Source organism: Peribacillus sp. FSL R5-0717 (assembly GCF_038002945.1).
In the GTDB taxonomy this organism is placed as follows: Bacteria; Bacillota; Bacilli; order Bacillales; family DSM-1321; genus Peribacillus; species Peribacillus frigoritolerans.
In genome coordinates, this window is sequence record NZ_JBBOOF010000001.1 from 2,434,162 (window position 1) to 2,453,833 (window position 19,672).

18 protein-coding genes are annotated in these 19,672 nt (G+C 43.0%); 6 read left to right on the top strand and 12 right to left on the bottom strand.

The features are described 5' to 3' along the window. Window positions 1-169 precede the first annotated feature (169 nt). Window positions 170-2,299, bottom strand: a complete 2,130-nt coding sequence (locus tag NYE65_RS11850) for a heterodisulfide reductase-related iron-sulfur binding cluster (RefSeq protein WP_057278311.1) — start codon at window positions 2,297-2,299, stop codon at window positions 170-172. A gap of 292 nt (window positions 2,300-2,591) precedes the next feature. Here NYE65_RS11850 and cls point away from each other — a divergent pair, with 292 nt between their 5' ends. Together cls and uvsE are read left to right on the top strand one after the other, a co-directional pair. Next, window positions 2,592-3,794, top strand: coding sequence for a cardiolipin synthase (gene cls / locus NYE65_RS11855; protein WP_328175762.1), 1,203 nt, complete (start codon window positions 2,592-2,594; stop codon window positions 3,792-3,794). Window positions 3,795-3,822: 28 nt separating this feature from the next. After that, on the top strand, window positions 3,823-4,776 hold the full coding sequence (gene uvsE, locus NYE65_RS11860) for a UV DNA damage repair endonuclease UvsE (RefSeq protein ID WP_268591319.1): 954 nt from the start codon (window positions 3,823-3,825) through the stop codon (window positions 4,774-4,776). A 49-nt stretch (window positions 4,777-4,825) separates the two neighbouring features. On the opposite strand, the gene argS is transcribed toward uvsE, so the two are convergent. The 4 genes from argS to speE all read right to left on the bottom strand — a co-directional run bounded on the left by argS (window position 4,826) and on the right by speE (window position 8,915). After that, a complete protein-coding gene (gene argS / locus NYE65_RS11865; protein ID WP_106027205.1) occupies window positions 4,826-6,496 on the bottom strand; it encodes an arginine--tRNA ligase in 1,671 nt (556 codons plus the stop codon). A 3-nt stretch (window positions 6,497-6,499) separates the two neighbouring features. Next, entirely contained in the window at window positions 6,500-6,940 is a 441-nt protein-coding gene (locus NYE65_RS11870) for a DUF1934 domain-containing protein (protein WP_328175764.1), read from the bottom strand. A gap of 254 nt (window positions 6,941-7,194) precedes the next feature. Continuing rightward, window positions 7,195-8,073 carry an agmatinase gene (gene speB / locus NYE65_RS11875; protein ID WP_034315888.1) on the bottom strand — a complete coding sequence of 293 codons (879 nt, stop codon included), beginning with the start codon at window positions 8,071-8,073 and terminating at the stop codon, window positions 7,195-7,197. A gap of 14 nt (window positions 8,074-8,087) precedes the next feature. Beyond that, the gene (speE, locus tag NYE65_RS11880; protein WP_034315891.1) at window positions 8,088-8,915 is read right to left on the bottom strand and encodes a spermidine synthase; all 828 of its coding nucleotides are present in this window, start codon (window positions 8,913-8,915) and stop codon (window positions 8,088-8,090) included. A gap of 211 nt (window positions 8,916-9,126) precedes the next feature. Here speE and NYE65_RS11885 point away from each other — a divergent pair, with 211 nt between their 5' ends. Continuing rightward, window positions 9,127-11,196 (top strand): transglycosylase domain-containing protein, encoded by a 2,070-nt coding sequence (locus NYE65_RS11885; protein WP_328175765.1) that lies wholly within the window; start codon window positions 9,127-9,129, stop codon window positions 11,194-11,196. 150 nt (window positions 11,197-11,346) lie between these two features. Here NYE65_RS11885 and NYE65_RS11890 read toward each other — a convergent pair whose 3' ends face one another. Beyond that, window positions 11,347-11,856, bottom strand: coding sequence for a YwhD family protein (locus tag NYE65_RS11890; protein ID WP_054398584.1), 510 nt, complete (start codon window positions 11,854-11,856; stop codon window positions 11,347-11,349). Between the two features lie 41 nt (window positions 11,857-11,897). Beyond that, a complete protein-coding gene (locus tag NYE65_RS11895) occupies window positions 11,898-12,572 on the bottom strand; it encodes a site-2 protease family protein (protein WP_194719487.1) in 675 nt (224 codons plus the stop codon). Window positions 12,573-12,711: 139 nt separating this feature from the next. Between NYE65_RS11895 and NYE65_RS11900 the strand changes: the two genes are divergently transcribed. Next, on the top strand, window positions 12,712-12,897 hold the full coding sequence (locus NYE65_RS11900; RefSeq protein ID WP_034315897.1) for a 2-hydroxymuconate tautomerase: 186 nt from the start codon (window positions 12,712-12,714) through the stop codon (window positions 12,895-12,897). A 29-nt stretch (window positions 12,898-12,926) separates the two neighbouring features. Here the strand turns inward: NYE65_RS11900 and NYE65_RS11905 are convergent, their stop codons facing one another. From NYE65_RS11905 to NYE65_RS11915, 3 genes are all read right to left on the bottom strand, one after another. Further along, a complete protein-coding gene (locus NYE65_RS11905) occupies window positions 12,927-13,436 on the bottom strand; it encodes a YwgA family protein (protein WP_034315899.1) in 510 nt (169 codons plus the stop codon). A 32-nt stretch (window positions 13,437-13,468) separates the two neighbouring features. Further along, entirely contained in the window at window positions 13,469-14,776 is a 1,308-nt protein-coding gene (locus NYE65_RS11910; protein ID WP_034315900.1) for an HD domain-containing protein, read from the bottom strand. A 235-nt stretch (window positions 14,777-15,011) separates the two neighbouring features. Next, the gene (locus tag NYE65_RS11915; protein ID WP_268591314.1) at window positions 15,012-15,233 is read right to left on the bottom strand and encodes a DUF1450 domain-containing protein; all 222 of its coding nucleotides are present in this window, start codon (window positions 15,231-15,233) and stop codon (window positions 15,012-15,014) included. 270 nt (window positions 15,234-15,503) lie between these two features. On the opposite strand from NYE65_RS11915, the gene NYE65_RS11920 reads away from it, so the two are divergent. Next, the gene (locus NYE65_RS11920) at window positions 15,504-16,250 is read left to right on the top strand and encodes an RsfA family transcriptional regulator (protein ID WP_095390579.1); all 747 of its coding nucleotides are present in this window, start codon (window positions 15,504-15,506) and stop codon (window positions 16,248-16,250) included. 231 nt (window positions 16,251-16,481) lie between these two features. Here NYE65_RS11920 and NYE65_RS11925 read toward each other — a convergent pair whose 3' ends face one another. After that, complete coding sequence (locus NYE65_RS11925; protein WP_328175767.1) at window positions 16,482-17,330, bottom strand: lipoate--protein ligase family protein; 849 nt, start codon at window positions 17,328-17,330, stop codon at window positions 16,482-16,484. A gap of 34 nt (window positions 17,331-17,364) precedes the next feature. After that, complete coding sequence (gene pta / locus NYE65_RS11930; RefSeq protein ID WP_340860983.1) at window positions 17,365-18,351, bottom strand: phosphate acetyltransferase; 987 nt, start codon at window positions 18,349-18,351, stop codon at window positions 17,365-17,367. A gap of 239 nt (window positions 18,352-18,590) precedes the next feature. On the opposite strand from pta, the gene hemQ reads away from it, so the two are divergent. Continuing rightward, window positions 18,591-19,340 carry a hydrogen peroxide-dependent heme synthase gene (hemQ, locus tag NYE65_RS11935; protein WP_053536913.1) on the top strand — a complete coding sequence of 250 codons (750 nt, stop codon included), beginning with the start codon at window positions 18,591-18,593 and terminating at the stop codon, window positions 19,338-19,340. Window positions 19,341-19,672: the final 332 nt, after the last annotated feature.

Here is a 19,672-nt window from a genome sequence, read left to right on the forward strand (position 1 = left end):
GAACGCTCGCTCAATTTGGAGTTAAAAAAATAGTGTTGTAAGCGCTTAATATTATATTATATTACACATTTTTCTCAAAAATGAAAATATTTAGTTTATAAATATATTGAAAATATTGCCTGCTTCCATTTGAATCTCATTTAGAGGAAGCAGGCAATTCCATTTAAAATTAAGAGGCAATCGATTTATTTTCACCAATGACCGCTTTTTCGAGTAGTTCAGCTACATCATACGTTTTAACATTTTCTTCAACTTCTTTTGCCTTCGTCCCATCAGATAGCATGGTAAGGCAATAAGGACATCCTGAGCTGATCACTGTTGGACTGACGGCCAGCGCTTGTTCGGTACGGGCCACATTAATGCGGTTTCCAGTTTCTTCTTCCATCCACATCAAACCGCCTCCAGCTCCGCAGCACATACCCTTCTCACGGTTACGCTCCATCTCAATAAGTTTCACTCCATCAATGGATTGTAAGATTTCACGCGGCGGGCTGTAAACTTCATTGTACCTTCCCAAGTAACAGGAATCGTGGAATGTAATCGTCTCATTCACTGGATACTGCGGCACCAGCCTGCCTTCACTGACAAGTTTGGCCAACAGCTCAGTATGGTGATACACTTCCGCCTCCAAGCCAAAATCCGGATACTCATTCTTAAAGATATTGTATGCATGCGGATCGATCGTCACGATTTTCGTTATTTCATTCTTCTGGAATTCTTCTATATTTTTCATGGCAAGTTCCTGAAAAACAAACTCATTACCCAATCGACGTGGAGTATCCCCTGAGTTTTTCTCCTTATTTCCAAGAATTGCAAATGTGACGCCCGCTTCATTCAATAATTTAGCAAAGGAAAGGGCTATCTTCTGGCTTCGGTTATCGTACGACCCCATTGAACCCACCCAAAATAAATACTCGAATTCTTCGTCTGCCTTTTTTAATTCCTTCACCGTTGGGACGCTGACATCTTCCCGAAGGCTTCGCCAATCTTCTCTCTCTTTACGGTTCAATCCCCAAGGGTTCCCTTGACGCTCGATATTCGTCATGGCACGCTGTGCATCGGGATCAAGTCTGCCCTCAGTAAGCACTAGATAACGGCGCATATCAATGATTTTGTCGACATGTTCATTCATTACCGGGCATTGATCTTCACAGTTCCGGCATGTGGTGCAAGCCCAAAGTTCTTCTTCCGTAATGACTTCGCCAATCAGGCTCGGACTGTATGCTTCTGTTGCTGCAGCTGATTCCTGCACCCCCTGCGCTGCACCAGCCAAAGCGATCTTATTTCCCTTCGTATTTCCAAAAACAAAAGATGGCACCCATGGCTGCTTCGTTGTAACGGCAGCGCCTGTATTTGTTAAATGGTCACGCATCTTGATTATGATATCCATCGGGGACAGCATTTTCCCAGTGCCTGTAGCCGGGCACATATTCGTACAGCGACCGCACTCCACACAGGCATAGAGGTCCACCATTTGATATTGCGTCAAGTCCTCGATATATTTGGCACCGTAATATTGATTGCCTTCTTTGTCGAGAATCTCTTCTTCCAAATCAACCGGTTTCAATTTCCCCGGATTGTCCAGGCGATTAAGGAATACATTTATTGGACCGGCAATCAAATGGGCGTGCTTAGATTGCGGGATATAAACAAGGAAAGATAATATGATCAGTAAATGCAGCCACCAAGCTACATAAAAAACGACGGTTGCCGCTGTTGTCCCCATCCAGCCGAATAGAAATGCAATGCTCGATGCGACTGGCTCTGACCAGGTTGCATCGTGTCCATGCCAGATCATTCCCATTCCATTCCCCAGTAATACGGTGATCATGATACCGGTAATGAAGATGACAACCAAACCTGCTTTGAAATCCCTTTTCAAGCGAACAAGCTTTTCGACATAACGGCGGTATGCCGCCCATAGGATTGCAACAAGAACGGTAAGCGTCACAATTTCCTGGAAGAAAGTAAAGGCCGGATAAACAGGGCCGAACGGTAAATGCCACCCCGGCCTTAAGCCTTTAACGAAAAAATCAAGTGCGCCAAATTGCACTAATATGAAACCATAAAATAACAAGGCATGAATGATCCCGCTCTTTTTATCTTTAAAGAGCTTCTTCTGTCCAAATACATAAACCCCTATTTTGACAAGACGATCTTTCACACGGTTATCGAATTCCACTTTTTTGCCAAGTTTTATATAAGCAATACGAGTCTTTATCAAATAGACAAACAAACCGGCGGCGTAAGCGGTTACAAGCAGGAATGCAACTAAGTTGATCCACAGTAAACCATTCATTTCCATGCAGTCTTTCCCCCTCTTTAGTAAATTGCAAAATGCCAGGTACCATTATGGGAAATTTGGCATTTTTCTGAAATTTGATTAATTCCATTATATAATGAATGAGCATTCAGTCAACTTTTTTCTTTTAAAAACCATTTAATTTTTCTGCCCCTTAATTATATAATTCGACAAATCCATGCATTACCCTTCCGCATTCAAAAAAAATGAAGACCCTTTCCCCCTTTTTAATGGTTACTGACAGGGAATTAGAGCCAAACTAAATATAATCATTTAGGGGGGATTTTTTTTGAAGATAATCACCACGATTGCCTCTATATTTTTATTGATCTTCTCTTGGTGCTGGGTTGATCTTAAGGTAGGGCATAGCCGTTATTTGAAGCACGCAACCAACACTAAATATCCGCCTCGGAATAGCGAAATAACTGTATTCACATCAGGGAAAATCCTGTTTGAAGATTATATCAAGGAAGTCAGGCAAGCTCAGGATTCCATCCATATCCTTTTTTATATAGTAAAAAACGATAAATTCAGCAAGGACTTTTTGAAGTTACTGCAGTCAAAAGCGGAAGAGGGCGTGGAAGTGCGGCTTTTAGTCGATTGGATAGGGAGTAAAAAAATGTCCCGCCAAACCATTCAGGAGCTGACTGAAAGCGGCGTTCATTTTTCTTTCAGCTTTAAACCGAAACTCCCCTTCCTTTTCTATACCATACAAAAAAGAAATCACCGTAAGATCTCGGTGATAGATGGAAAGATCGGCTATCTTGGCGGCTTTAATATCGGTAAGGAGTATATAAACCAAGGGGAGAAGCTGAACCCATGGAGGGATTACCATTTAAAAATGACTGGGGAAGGTGTAAAGGACCTTCAGGAAGTCTTCCTCTCGGATTGGTTCTATGATACAAACGAGGATTACAGAGGAACGCCTGCCTATTTTCCGACATTGACTCCCGGGACGCAGGCCCATCAGTTTGTCGTCTCGAATGGCAGTGATCTTGAACAGTCACTGACACACATGATTCGTCAAGCGACTAAAAAAATCATTATCGGGACTCCATACTTCATTCCCAGTGAAACTTTATTTCAGGAATTGAGGGATGCCCTTGCACGCAATGTTTCCGTTACGGTCATCGTACCTGAAATTTCAGACCACGCCCTTGTAAAAGAAGCTTCTTTTCCCTATTTTCGGGTACTAATAAAAGACGGGGCGGAAATCATGCAATTTCAAAGAGGGTTCTACCATTCTAAAGTGATGCTGATCGATGATATAATGTGCGATATCGGTACGGCTAATTTTGATAAACGCAGTTGTTTTTTAAATAGTGAAATGAACTGCATCGTATTTGACCGGACATTTATAAAAGATGTAGAAAAGGAATTGGCAGTGGACCTGGCCGAATCCAAGCCGCTGAACGGGGACGCTCTTTCCAAAATGAATGTAGTCCGTTCAGCAAAAGAATCGCTGGCTTCCATCCTTTCTCCTTTTCTTTGACAACCCTTTGCTCAAGGAGAAAAATATAATGAAAATAAGATTTGGGTTCGTATCCAATGCCACCTGTTTATGGGAGGCTTCTCCGGCTAAGACACTTACTTTCAAGCGATATAGCACACTTGGCGCAGAAAAAGGAATGGAAAAGCTCCTGGATGTGACAAGGCAAAACATTGAAAATACCTTAAGGGTCCTTCAATATAACACGGCACACCAAATAGAAGTATACCGGATGTCCAGTTCCATTGTTCCTTTAGCCACACATCCCGAAATCGAATGGGATTTCGTCACTCCTTTTAAGAAAGAGTGGAAACAGCTTGGCGATTGGGCCACTGCACACAAGATGAGGCTCAGCTTTCATCCCAATCAGTTTACACTGTTCACCAGCCCTAAGCCCGAGATCACACAAAATGCAGTGAAAGATATGGAGTTCCATTATAAAATGCTTGATGCAATGGGCATTGCGGACACCTCTTTCATCAATATCCATGTCGGTGGGGCCTATGGTGATAAAGAGTCCGCCCTTGTAAGGGTTCATGACAACCTTAAATCACTGCCTATGCACATCAAGGAAAGAATGACTTTGGAGAATGATGATAAAACCTATACAGCATCTGAAACCCTCGGCGTATGTAAAAGGGAGGGAATCCCGCTTGTATTCGATTATCACCATCATCTCGCAAACCTTTCAGATGAGCCGCTTAACGAGCTGCTCACCGAGGTGTTCACCACTTGGGATCAAGCAGGGGCGGTACCAAAGATCCATATTTCATCCCCAAAATCGGCAGGTGAATTTCGCTCGCATGCAGATTATATAGATTTGGACTTCATCATGCCCCTTTTTAAAGTGCTTAAGGAGCTTGGACAGGACGCGGATTTCATGATCGAGGCCAAAATGAAGGATCGGGCAATGTTGCAGCTGATTGAAGATATGGCTAAGATTCGAGGTGTAAAAAGGGTGAGCGGCGGAGCCATTGAGTGCTAAATAACCTAAAAAAAGCGGCTGTTTCGCTAGAAACAGCCGCTTTTTTCCATTACATTTTTTCCGGTGCCGAAACCCCGATGATGGCCAATGCATTCTTTAACGTAATTTGGACGGATTTGACCAGTCCAAGACGCGCCTTACTTCTTTCTATTTCTTCAACATCCAGAACCTTATCTGCATTGTAGAAACTGTGGAATGTAGAGGCCAGGTCGAATATATAGTTCGTCATACGGTGAGGCATCCGTTTTTCGGCTGCTTCCGCTATTGCCTGCGGGAATTCTCCTAATTTCTTCAAAAGCTCCACTTCTTTTTCAGTAGATAGGGCAGAGAAATCAGTGACTCCTTCATAGCTGATCCCTTGTTCCACACCTTGGCGCAAAATGCTGGAAATACGGGCGTGGGCATACTGTGCATAATAAACCGGGTTTTCATTGGATTGTGAGACCGCAAGATCCAAATCAAAGTCCATATGGGTGTCCGCACTTCTCATTGCAAAGAAATAACGTGTTGCATCCAGACCCACTTCATCAATCAGGTCACGCATCGTAACTGCTTTACCGGTACGTTTACTCATCTTCATTTTCTCGCCATCCTTGTACAGGTGGACAAGCTGGATGATTTCCACTTCAAGCTGCTCGCGGTTGTACCCTAATGCTTCGATCGCCGCTTTCATACGAGGGATATAGCCGTGGTGATCTGCACCCCAGATATTGATCAGCGTTTCAAAGCCGCGTTCCAATTTATTACGGTGATAGGCAATATCCGGTGTCAGGTATGTGTAAGACCCATCCTGCTTAATAAGCACCCGGTCTTTATCATCGCCTAATTCCGTAGAGCGGAACCATGTAGCCCCATCTTCCTCGTAAACATGGCCCCTTTCCCTCAACACTTTAAGTGCTTCATCAATTTTACCGTCTTGATAAAGGGATGTTTCGGAGTACCATACATCAAATCCGACACGGAAATTACCCAAGTCCGTTTTCAGTTTTTCCATTTCATATTTCAAGCCGTACTCACGGAAAAATTCAAAACGTTCCTTCTCATCGGCATTTACATATTTATCCCCATACTCACTTGCAAGCGTCTTACCGATGCCAATGATATCTTCGCCATGATAACCGCCCTCAGGCATATCCTTTTCGAGGCCAAGTGCCTGGAAATAACGGGCTTCTATCGAAATGGCCAAATTATTGATTTGGTTACCTGCATCATTGATATAGTATTCACGTGAAACATCATAACCTGCTTTAGCTAGGATATTACATAGCGTATCACCTACTGCTGCACCACGGGCATGACCAAGATGGAGATCACCGGTCGGGTTCGCGGAAACGAACTCCACTTGGATTTTTTCGCCTTTACCAAAGTCACTTTCCCCATATGCTTCATCTACTTTCAAAATGACAGGAACCAGTTCTGTCAAATAAGCATTATCCATGTAGAAATTGATAAAACCCGGTCCTGCAATTTCAATTTTTTCGATGGATGCTTTTGAATTGTCAAAGTTTTCGATGATTGCCTCTGCTATCATCTTTGGCGCTTTCTTTGCAATCTTCGTTAATTGCATGGCCATATTCGTGGAATAATCTCCGTGTGTCTTATCTCTTGGCAACTCCAGTACAACATTCGGAATTTGCTCTTCCGTTGCTAAACCGGCTTTAATGACTGCCGCTTTAATCTCTTCTTTCAGTTTTTCCTGTACCTCTTTTACTATATTCATGCGTTATGCTTCCTCCTTGTAGGAAATAGTCATCTCATATTGACCGGGTTCGCTTCCCTGCATATGTAACGTATATTTAAGGACGAGTTTCCCTTGTTTGGCCTGCTCATCCCATTGATGATGGATCTTCTTCGCGGTCGTCCGTAATCCTAACCTGCCATATATACTTTCGTAATGCCCATTTGTCGCTTCCTGCAAGCGGAAAAGCTGCCTCATTTTAATGGCACCATTTCTAAGCAGGATCGTTTCATCCGGTTTGTGCTTGATGGTCGTTTGTGTTTGACCGGTTTCATTTTCCTCTTTATATTGCAAATATAAATCTGCACCTTTATACATTTTTGTACCAAATGTGACCAGCTCATACGTTTCCGTTTCTGGACCGTGCTTAATTTTTGTCTGTAAAGACACTTTAATAGCATGCTTATCTATATCATGAAGAGTCAAAGCTACACTTCCTTCATCATGTCGTTCTTAACTTTATAAGTATAAATATTCTTCATGGAAGTTTCAACTTGGAGCGGAAAATAAAGTGTTAAACCAAAAGTGTGCTGTCGAAATCAAGTTGTTGCAATCCATTTGATTTTAACGCAATAATGACTCATTGGGCGGAATTATTCAAAAAGAGCCCTTAATTCTATCAATGGATAAAAAAAGACCATTCCCGCTAAAAAAAACAGGAACAGTCAAGTCTTCCATCATTAACCTTTTTGAACCCACCCTAGAATCATTTCGCGAATCAGCTTGCTCGCCGTATTCGCAGTTTGCTCGGATGGATCATAGATTGGTGCGACTTCTACTAAATCGCAGCCGACCACATTTATTTCAGACCGTGCTATCTCATGAATCGAAGCTAAAAGCTCTTTGGAAGTGATGCCTCCACAATCAACGGTTCCTGTTCCCGGCGCGTGCGCAGGGTCAAGAACATCGATGTCGATCGTCACATATACAGGACGGCCAGCTAACTGCGGCAGTACTTCTTTCAAAGGTTCAAGAACTTCAAATTTAGAGATGTGCATGCCATTTTCTTTTGCCCATTGGAATTCTTCCTTCAAACCGGAACGAATGCCGAAAGAGTATACATTTTTCGGGCCGATAAGTTCTGCGGATTTACGGATGATGGACGCATGGGAAAGCGGCTCTCCCTCATAATCCTCACGTAAATCTGTATGGGCATCCATATGGATGATGGCCATATCGGGATACTTTTTGAACATGGCTTTGATGACAGGCCATGTGACAAGATGTTCCCCTCCCATACCCATAGGGAACTTACCTGCATCCAACAAGCTGTCGACAAATTTTTCAATCATATCGATACTGCGCTGCGGATTGCCGAATGGTAATGGAATGTCCCCGGCATCAAAGAATTTAACTTCCTCTAATTCACGATCTAAATACGGGCTGTACTCTTCCAAACCAATCGAAACTTCACGAATCCGGGTAGGGCCGAAGCGAGAACCCGGACGGAAACTTACCGTCCAGTCCATCGGCATGCCGTATAGCACAGCTTCTGATTCCTCAAAAACAGGGTGGCTTTTAATGAATACATTGCCTGAATAGGCTTCATCGAATTTCATGGTCCATGCCTCCCTTACTTCACTAAATCTTGAACGAATTTAGGCAGAACGAATGCTGCTTTATGAAGTTCTTTTGTATAATATTTAGTTTCCATTTCATGGAAACGATCTTCAGTCACTTCTAATGGATTATATTTTTTCGATCCGATCGTGAACGCCCAAAGGCCGCTTGGATACGTCGGGATATTCGCTAAATACAGGCTCGTGATTGGGAATATCTCTTTCACATCACGTTGTACATCGCGAATTAAGTCCGCTTTAAACCAAGGGTTGTCGGATTGTGCCACAAAAATCCCGTCTTCTTTCAAAGCTTTGGAAATCCCGGCATAAAAACCTTTTGTGAATAAATTGACAGCAGGTCCGACAGGTTCAGTTGAATCAACCATGATCACGTCATATTCATTTTCACTTTTGGCGATGTGCATGAAGCCATCCCCAACTTGTACGTCTACACGCGGATCTTCAAGCATGCCTGCAATTTCCGGCAGGTATTTCTTTGAGTATTCGATGACTTTCCCATCGATATCCACCAATGTAGCTTTTTTTACGCTTGGGTGTTTAAGGATTTCACGGATAACTCCTCCGTCCCCTCCACCTACAACCAAAACGTTTTCTGGATTAGGATGGGTAAATAAAGGAACATGGGCTACCATTTCATGGTAAACGAATTCATCGCGCTGTGAAGTCATTACCATGTCATCCAGCAATAGCATATTGCCCCACTCTTCCGTTTCAATCATATCAAGCTTTTGAAACTCAGTTTGCTCAGTATGTAAAGTACGATTCACTTTCATCGTAATACCAAAGTTCTCTGTTTGTTTTTCAGTAAACCAAATGCTCATTTATTAACGCTCCTTTTCCATTTCATATTGTCAGTCACCTTATAGGTTCCCCAAAATCGGTATAGTCATTAGCTAGAAAAATTATAGACGAATCTAGCAGAATTGCAAGATAAATTTCTTAAATGCAGTTCTTATGTTTAAAATTTTCTTTTTTTTCCATAATAGTAATAGATAGATACTAGATTCTTACCCGATAAGAGAGGTGAAAGCAATGGAATTGATTCCAAGCGAACGATTTAAAAGGACAACTAAATATGTACGGGCCTTCATTATCCTTGCCACAATCGGGCTGACAATACTCTTTGTATTGCTTCTCTCTTTACTGATTTACGCAAAAATATTAGGTCCGCCTCCTTTGGTCGTGCCGCAGTCCACTCTCTATTACAGTGATGATGGAAATGTGATCGGTGAAACAGATAATGGCCAGAAGCGTTATTGGGCCGGAATGGAGTCGATTTCACCACAGCTCATCAAAGCGACTGTCGCCGTTGAGGACCGTCAATTTTACACCCATTATGGATTTGATATAAAGAGGATCGGCGGTGCCATCCTTGCCGATATTAAGGCAATGTCCAAGGTCCAGGGTGCAAGCACCATTACCCAACAGTATGCCCGGAACCTGTTTCTTGGGCATGACAAAACATGGTCGCGTAAACTTAATGAGGCCTTTTATACGATACGTTTAGAAATGAACTACTCCAAAAAGGAAATTCTAGAAGGCTATTTAAATACGATTTACTATGGCCATGGCGCATATGGAGCCCAAGCTGCAAGTCAATATTACTTTGGCAAGGATGCCAAGGATTTGACTCTTCCTGAAGCGAGCATGCTGGCCGGAATACCAAAAGGGCCGTCAAACTATTCTCCATTGGATAACTTTGAAAAAGCGAAATCAAGGCAGAAAGTTGTCCTGCAATCCATGAAAAGCAAAAACTACGTTTCAGACAAGGATATCGCGGAAGCGCTGCGAACATCCCTTACATTAAAAGGGGAACACGGAACGGTCACCAAGAAGACCGCTCCCTATTTCCAGGATGCCGTCAAGCAGGCTTTAAAATCTCAGCTTCATTTAGATGACCGGACGATCGAGCTCGGCGGCCTTAAGGTGTATACGACACTGGACGAAACCCAGCAGGATGCTGCCGAAGAGGTCCTTTCCAGTACCATACCCAAGTCTTCAGGCATTCAAGCCTCGATAGTGGCAATGGATCCGGATACCGGGGAGGTCCGTGCGCTGGTCGGCGGTAAAGATTATTCCGAGTCTCCATTCAATCGGGCCACACAGGCCGTTCGCCAGCCTGGGTCAACCATGAAGCCATTGCTATACTATTCAGCGCTGGAGAATGGTTTCACACCGTCCACCACCTTGAAAAGCGAGACAACTACCTTTTCTTTCGATGATGGTCACTCATCTTACACACCGCATAATTATAACCATCAATATGCGGAAGGCGAAATCACGATGGCTCAGGCCATTGCTCTTTCCGATAATATCTTTGCCGTAAAAACGCATTTGTTCCTTGGGGAACAGTCATTGGTCGATACGGCGCGTCGATTCGGAATCACGGCAAAGATGGATGCGGTCCCTTCCCTGGCACTCGGTACGTCAGGTGTTAGGGCGATTGAAATGGTGAACGCATACAGCATTCTGGCTAATGGCGGCAAGAAGGTTGAACCCGTGTTTATCAAAAAGGTGGAAAATCAAAAAGGTGAAGTGATTTTTGATGAAAAGGAGAAACCCGAACAGATTCTGGATAAGGACAAGGCATTTGTCATGACCCAGATGCTTACAGGTGTTTTCGATGAAACGTTAAATGGTTATACGAAAGTGACCGGCAGCACCATCAGTTCCCAGCTGACCCGCCCATATGCCGGCAAATCAGGCTCCACCCCGACGGATAGCTGGATGATCGGTTACACACCGGAGCTTGTAGCAGGAGTATGGACTGGATATGACCAAGGCAAAAAAATCGAGATCCCTGCTGAAAAAGGCTATGCAAAGAAAATCTGGGCTTCCTATATGGAAAAGGGTCTAAAAGGTAAACCGGCAAAACCATTTAAGGAAACCGAAAACGTAATCGGGGTAAACGTGAATCCCGTAAGCGGAAAATTGGCCACAAAGGATTGTCCCGTCTCAAGAATGACTTATTATGTTAAAGGAACCGAGCCTGTCGAATACTGTCCCGAGCACTTTAAGGGTGGGAATCCTAAACATGTCCCAAAAGAAGAAGAACTTAAAAAGGCCCCTTGGTACAAGAAAATCTTAAAACCTTGGGGATAACGAAAAACCCCCGAAGCCTGCAGAGGCTTCGGGGGTTTTTCTGTCCTAGTTCCACAGTGACTAAACTGCTGTCTTTAAGTTTACTGATTTTATCGCTTTCCTACAAGTGCATTTTTCACTAAACTTAACATTTCATCCATCAAACGAGATTCAAACCGTCAATGACTCCTTCAGCTGATCTGAAGAACGCTCCCACATTCCCGCATCATGGTTTTTCAGGAAGTCTGCGAGTACACGTTTTGATTTATCGTCCATGTCCTCAACGATGATCTTTCGTTTTAGCGATTTATCCATCCGGTTAACATGCTCCGGGAGCGATTTGTAGCCGCGTCTAATTGACCTGTCGACCGTCATTTCACATGCTGTCACACCTGCATAGTGCGGACCATTTTGAGTGGCTTCAATGGTCACCCAAACAAGCCAGTAGGGTTTGGCATTCGGGACTTCCTCTTTAGTCTTTAAAAACTTGATCCCTTTTTCCACTGCACTTCTTGCATGCATCGCACCGATATCGACCTCTGCTTCTCCCGCATCCACATCGATGATGACCGGGGAAATATTATCGAGTGTTAATACCCCTGCCCCATATCCGCCATGGCCTTCTGTTGGGTCGTTTTTTATAATATTGAAGCCTACCTTTTTCTTTGGTTGTTCTTCCATGTTCATATCCCCCTTTATCGTTTGTCATTCCTTATTATTGGTTAAAAAAACAAAAGTGAAAAAAATTGACTCAAGGTGCCTCCTACAAATTTAATGCCAGTATCCAAAATCGGTCTAATTGTATATTGACTCAGCGGTGTGATGATCAGAATCAAAAAAATAAGGGAGCCATATTGTTCATACTGGGTCATTTTTGCCCGCAAGTCTGCGGAAACAAGATCCTGAACGATCCTATAACCATCGAGAGGCGGCAGCGGTAACAGATTAAATACAAATAAAAGGACATTTAAATTTATGAGTATATTTAAGAAGGGCTCGACGAAAAACGGTAACTCAGGTCCAACGCCTGCCGCCAGCAACCCGTAAAAAATCAAATACCCCAAAATTGCAACAAGCAAATTACTGAACGGACCGGCAAAAGAGACGAGCACTCCTGCCAATTTTGGATTTTTGAAATGAAAACGATTGACCGGTACGGGTCTCGCCCAACCAAATCCGGCTATCAATATCAACAGAGTTCCGATCGGATCCAAATGTGAAATCGGATTCAACGTGACTCTCCCTTCATTCTTTGCTGTCGGGTCACCGAACTTATAGGCCACATACGCATGGGAAAATTCATGAACCGTAAATGCGATCAACAGTGACACAATGACATATGGAAGCTTTTCCAAAGGATAAACCAAAAACCGTTCTATTTGCTCCAAGAATTGCATCGATAGCTTCTCCCCCAATGTTTAATACCGTTAGTATACATCAAAAGCTCAAGAAGTGAAAAAACTCTGACTTCCGAGTCTTGCAATTCTTTTTTCATTGTGAAACACTACAAGATAAGAGAGGAAGGGGGGAAAAGAGATGCCATATGTAACAGTCAAAATGCTTGAAGGCCGTACAGACGAACAAAAAAAGGCTTTAGTCGAAAAGGTTACTGCAGCCGTGACGGAAACAACTGGAGCACCAGCTGAAGCCGTGACGATTTTCATTGAAGAAATGTCAAAAAATCATTTAGCAGTAGCCGGTGTCCGTAAAAGCGATCTATAAGATTTACATAATGGGGAAAAGCTAAGCCATCAATTCGGCTTAGCTTTTGTTTTTAACTGCTCAATATATTCATATGCCTCATCAATTTCTTCAAGGGTATATTTTTGTTTGCTTTTCAGCGTAAAAATTTTCTCGGTGACTTCCTCTTTTTCAAGCGTGTCGAAGTATAGCACCGTTGAAACCAGCTCCAAAAACCTGGCATTCTGTTCGTTCATATCCTGTAAGCATGCCTCAAGTGCCGGCATCTCCACTTCCTGTATGGATAGGAAATCCTGGCCGGCATCCGTTATCGAATAACAATATTGATAATAGCCTGCTTTTTTTTCCCTTACTTCATTCAAGTAGCCCATTTCGCAGAGCTCTTCAATCCGTAAGGTCAACTCCTCCGAATACGGTCCATAAAAGTGAAATTGAAACTTTTCATGAAATGGGAAGGACAGCTTCTTCGCGATATAAACGATCTTTTGTAATTTTTTTCGACCCGAGATTTCACCGGCAGTAGAAATTGCATTGATAATGTTTGCATGATCCTTAAACAAGGCCCGTCACTCCTCACCAAAAATGTACCACTTTAATCCGATAGCTCCAAAAGCTTGCGGATCTGTTTTTTAATATTTTTCTTCGTAGATTCATCACGCAATAAATCCGCTGGATAATACAACTTATGATCCGTTCTTCTTTTCCCTGAAATTGCATCGACAATTTCGGATTCACGTGATAATTCACGAATTTCGCCATTATTTTTAAGCAAGTGAATCGGAAGTCTCTCCTCTTCCTCACCCGGCCGGTAAAAATCATACGGCAGATCTGATGAGGAATCGACGACAAGATAATAATCCGGATCGATGCCTGCCTTCTTGAATAGCGTCCTTAATTCCATCAATCTGTTCATTTGACTGTTCGACGGATGGAATTCCACATATTTAAATAGTTTACGGTTAACGAAGCGAGTGCATAAATCTTTTAAAATCGCATCGTTTTCCTCTTCCCATGCTTCGAAATAATAGAGCATCACCGATTCATCCATTTTCAAATAGTCCGTTAAAGTCACTTCTCCCTTGAACAATGAATAAAAATGGTGCGGTTCTTGGGCAAACTCATAACCGGATTCATATAAATGTTTCGCCCTATGAAGGATCTTGGTAAGTATGACCTCCGCACTTCTCGTAACTGGATGGAAATAAACCTGCCAATACATTTGGTAGCGACTCATGATATAATCCTCAACCGCATGCATCCCGCTCTGCTTTATGACGGCATGCTCTTCCCTTGGCCTCATCACACGCAAAAGCCTTTCCATATCGAAATGACCATAACTCACGCCAGTGAAATAAGCATCACGCTGTAAATAGTCCATTCTATCAGCATCGATCTGACTTGAAATCAGGCTGACTACTAATTTGCCTTTATAGGTTTTCGCGATGACTTCTGCCACTTTTTTAGGAAAATCACGCCCAACTCTAAGGAGGATCTTATTCACTTCCGTATCGCCGACGATTATCTGCTGCGTGAATTGCTCATGATCCAGATCAAACACTTTTTCAAAAGAATGAGAGAAAGGACCATGACCCAAATCATGCAGGAGGGCTGCGCACAAGGATAGTAACCGCTCCTCTGGTTTCCATTCCGGTCTGCCCTCGAAAACATCATCCACGATTCTCCGGACAATCTCGTATACTCCAAGCGAATGGCTAAGCCGACTATGTTCCGCACCATGAAAGGTTAAATAAGTCGTTCCCAGCTGTTTGATCCTACGAAGCCGCTGGAATTCCTTCGTCCCTATTAAATCCCATATAACCCGGTCACGAACATGTATATATCGGTGCACCGGATCCTTGAATACTTTTTCTTCTTGTAATTTTTCGCCGGAATATCCCATGAACTACCCTCTTTTTCATAATCTCGATGCACTCATTATAGCGTGTTTTGACAAAAAACCCTAACTTCCACCTTGATAGTAAGAGGGGGCATTTTGTAAGAAAACGGAAGTGCCAGTCTGGTTTTGTCTCGAAAATAAGGAAATAAAAAATCACCGCAGTGTGTCGAATCTGGGTGATGATTACTGGTTCCATATATCATAAGAAACAATCCACTCTACCTATATATCATGGATCTTACTTTAGTTTTTTATTGATTTTATCTAGTAACTCGTCTTCTGTCAGTGCAGCAACCGGACGGTTATTGACAAAGGCAAAAGACTTCTTTCTGCCAGGACCGCAGTAGGATTGGCAGCCCACTTCAATTTTCGCGTCGGGATCAAGCTTTTTAAGACGCGGGATCAATGTTTTTATGTTTACCGCCAAGCAGTCATCGCACACTCTGAATTCATTGGACATCCTCCGGTCACCATCCTTTCCATGACAAACTGTATTTCATCCATTTATATGACTAAAAGGTATTTTACCGTTTCTACTTATGAATATCAAGAGGGCTGAATGATGTGAAAAATGATGTAATTAATCAAAAAACTAGTATCCTTTTAACCTTTTTGTATAAAAAATCCATATTTTGTCCAAAATGCTAGTAGAACACTCCATAAATCACTGCCACACGATATTTTATATAGTTATTTATTTTAAAAGTTACCAGAAAGGGAGTATGTAGAAATGAAGGTTCGTCAAGACGCCTGGACAGAAGAAGATGATTTGCTTTTGGCAGAAACGGTATTGCGCCATGTGCGGGAAGGCAGCACTCAGCTTAATGCTTTTGAAGAGGTAGGAGATAAGTTGAATCGTACCTCTGCAGCATGCGGATTCCGCTGGAATGCAGTTGTCCGCCATAATTATGATAAAGCTCTATCCCTTGCCAAGAAACAGCGTAAGCAGCGGCAAAGGATCCTTGGAAAAGATCAAGGAGGGAAAAAACGGCTTCTTTATACACCGCCGTCCCCAACGATTTCCGACATAATGGTTCCCCATGTACAAGAGGAGGAACTAGAGTTGAATACCGAAGTCGATACTGCCAATTATGAAGCAGCAGAGGAATTCGTTGTGGCAGAAGCCCTCACTCCTAAGACACAGCACACACCAGTTACTTTGGAATCGGCAATGAGCCTTGATGCCGTCATCGCCTATTTGGAATCCATGAACGGCCGCATGCTTCAAGCCGAAGTATTAAAAACCGAAAATGAAAGATTGAAGCTTGAAATTAAAGGGCTGAAAAAGCGAAACGAAGATTTGGAGAATAAAATCAGCCATCTAGAACAAAACAGCGGCTTGATGCAGGAAGATTATGAAACTTTGATGAATATCATGAATCGAGCAAGAAAGCTGGTCTTGTTGGAGGAAGAGGAACGTCCGGCAACGAAGTTCAAGATGGACCGGAATGGAAATTTGGAAAAAATGGCCGAGTAATAAATAAGATAATGTGGGGTTCTGTTATATAGATCAACCACATGCCAGAGGACGTTTTACCCTTATTTATCCGAAAAAAGGGAGCCGACAAGGCTCTTTTTTTTCATTGTTTCTAGAAAGAAGGAATACTATCTCCGCCTATCATACAGTCCTTTTACAGTTTCAGTGAATGCTAAAGTCGTATTAAATGAAAGAAGCCATTCCTGACTTAATGGAACGGCTTCTTTCATATCAATCCTTTAATGCATCGAACACTTTATCATTGCGTTCGACCACTCTCGTCAAGTACGCCTCATACAGCGGCCATTCCTCAGCGGAAAGTGTGTCGGAGAATATCCTTTCGCTATGTTTCTTCAATACTTGAAGGAATCTGAGCATCACGTCTTGAACACTCAATTGCACACCCAACAATTCGGTTAGGGACGCCATCACCGAAGGGACGATATCAGGATAAGCGAATTTGGTTTCTGCATTTCCTTTAGCTGCATCATAAAAACCCTTCACGAGACTGGCACGTTCAGCCCCGCTTCCATTGACACACAAATAGATTTGCACCGCTACACCATTGCGGATCCTGCGTTGGGATATACCGGCAAACTTTTGCCCATTTATACTTAAATCATAACTGCCGGGACAATAGGAACCGACGATTTCCCGCGCCTCCATCTTGACTGGGAAATCGGAAAACATCAATTGGACAAGCTCCCACATCGCATCATATCCACGATTGATTTCAATTTTCTGCTCGTTTTCAGGAAAAATGAGCGAAAAATTAAGGACCCCCTCATCCAGGACGACTGCAAGCCCTCCGGAATTCCTCACGATGGCCCGGAAACCATGTTCCTCCAAATGATCCAAGCCCTTTTTAAGAAAAGGCAACTTCGTATCCTGTATACCCATGACGATGGTTCGGTGGTGTACCCACGCCCTGGCTACGGCCGCTGACTTACCTGACCCAACGGAAGCGCAAAATGTATCATCCATCGCAAAGGACTCCAGAGCAGGAAACTGAGGTCCAACGGAAGATTGATCAATAATCCTCCACTCTTGCTGCATTAATAATGAATCTGTCTCACCCATACGAATCTCCCTCTACATTTAATCCTCAAGCTGCCTATTGATACTGCGCCACAAATCCCTGTGCAGCTGTAATGACAGCCAGTTTATATACATCCTCTTGACTGCATCCCCTCGAAAGGTCGTTCACCGGACGATTCAGCCCCTGAAGGATCGGACCGACCGCTTCGAATCCACCCAAGCGCTGTACCATCTTATAGCTAATGTTCCCTGCTTCGAGACTTGGGAAAATAAAAACATTCGCATCCCCCTGAATAAGGGAATCCGGTGCTTTCTTCCTTGCCACAGAAGGAACGAAGGCTGCGTCAAACTGAAATTCCCCATCAAGAATGACTTCAGGGTCCATTTCTTTTGCCAAATCGACGGCATCAACCACTTTTAAGGTCTCGGGGGATGTTGCCGATCCCTTTGTCGAAAAGCTCAGCATCGCCACACGCGGTTCGATATCGAACATTAATGCAGTCTTCGCACTTTCTATAGCAATTTCAGCCAGGTCCTGGGAACTCGGGTTTATATTGATCGCACAATCCGCGAATACATATTTCTCTTCCTCCCGGACCATGATGAACACTCCCGAGGTTTTTTGGACGCCCGGCTTTGTTTTAATGATCTTTAAGGCTGGACGAACCGTATCGGCAGTAGAATGCGTTGCGCCACTAACCATTCCATGTGCCAGTTTCATATGGACAAGCATGGTTCCAAAATAGTTCTCATCCATTAAGATTTCACGTGCTTGTACATCAGTGTCTTTACCATCACGGACCTTCACGAACGCTTCAACCATTTCATCCATCATGATATAATTCTTCGGATCATATATTTCGATTGCATCAAGGGAGATCTTTAAGTCTTTTGCCTTCTCTTGAATCAACCCGATATCCCCGATCAATACCGGTGTCACTAGTTTAGCTTGGGCAAGCCTGCCTGCTGCTCCCAAAATCCGTTCATCCAACCCTTCCGGAAAAACGATCTTTAAATTATGCCCCATAATTTTCGATTCCAATATTTCAAATAAATCACTCATTGGCTCTTCCTCCTTTTTAGATACGTTTCCCCCATTTTTTCTATATTTAACCATCCGGTAAAATCCATTGTCGTCTTCTTTTAAGAATACTCCAGCAGCCAGGTAAATTCCAGCCCTCCGCAAATTTGAAAATTACAGAAACACCGAAAAACAGTGATGGTGTTTGCGGGTTGATATAAATTTCCTTATACTGAAACTATGCTATATTAAAGTTATAATAAGACTTAGGAGTGATTGTAATGAGTGAAGCAGCACAAACACTGGACGGCTGGTATTGTTTACATGATTTCCGCCTGATCGACTGGGCTTCTTGGAAAACGTTATCAAGTGACGAACGCCAATTGGCCATCTCGGAATTCCAAGGTTTACTGGATAAATGGAATATGACACAAAGCGACAATGAAGGCAGCCATGCCCTATATTCCATCGTTGGTCAGAAAGCGGACTTCATGCTTATGTTTGCCCGCCCGACCATGGAAGAATTGAATGCAATCGAAAACGAATTCAACAAAACGAAGCTTGCCGAATATACAATTCCCGCTTATTCATACGTTTCGGTCGTGGAATTAAGCAATTACTTAGCTGGCGGAGATGGTGAGGACCCATACCAGAACCCTCATGTTCGTTCCAGACTTTATCCGATACTGCCAAAAGCGAAACATGTATGCTTCTATCCAATGGACAAGCGTCGTGATGGCGATGATAACTGGTATATGCTTTCCATGGAAGAGCGCAAAGGCTTAATGCGTTCCCACGGCTTGATTGGCCGCAGTTATGCCGGTAAAGTAAAACAAATCATTTCAGGTTCTGTCGGTTTTGACGATTATGAATGGGGCGTGACTCTATTCGCAGATGATGTCCTTCAATTCAAAAAATTAATCTATGAAATGCGTTTTGATGAAGTGAGTGCACGATACGCTGCATTTGGCTCTTTCTTTGTAGGCAATATCCTGCCTGAAGAAAATGTATCTTCATTCCTATACGTTTAAGACGAAGGGCTTCCGGTTTCCGGAAGCTTTTTTGCGTCCGCTCCTTTTTATTTTTTCACCGGCTGTGGAATAAATCCAATCCCCATCCCATACATTTTCAATAGTGATGAATTTATTTTTTCACAGTCCCATTCAGCTTCAGGAAAATTAATCAAGGCAATTCCTGACTCCAGCGAGGTGAAGGAACGTTACATCTATTCATTAGCCGGCAAGAGGATATGGCTTATATCATGAACGGCAGCCGTTATGTATCGCTTAACATTCATTGTGGTTTTTTAAGCCACCCGGGGATTGTCCAGAAAACATATACAATACTACCGGTCGCTATAAAT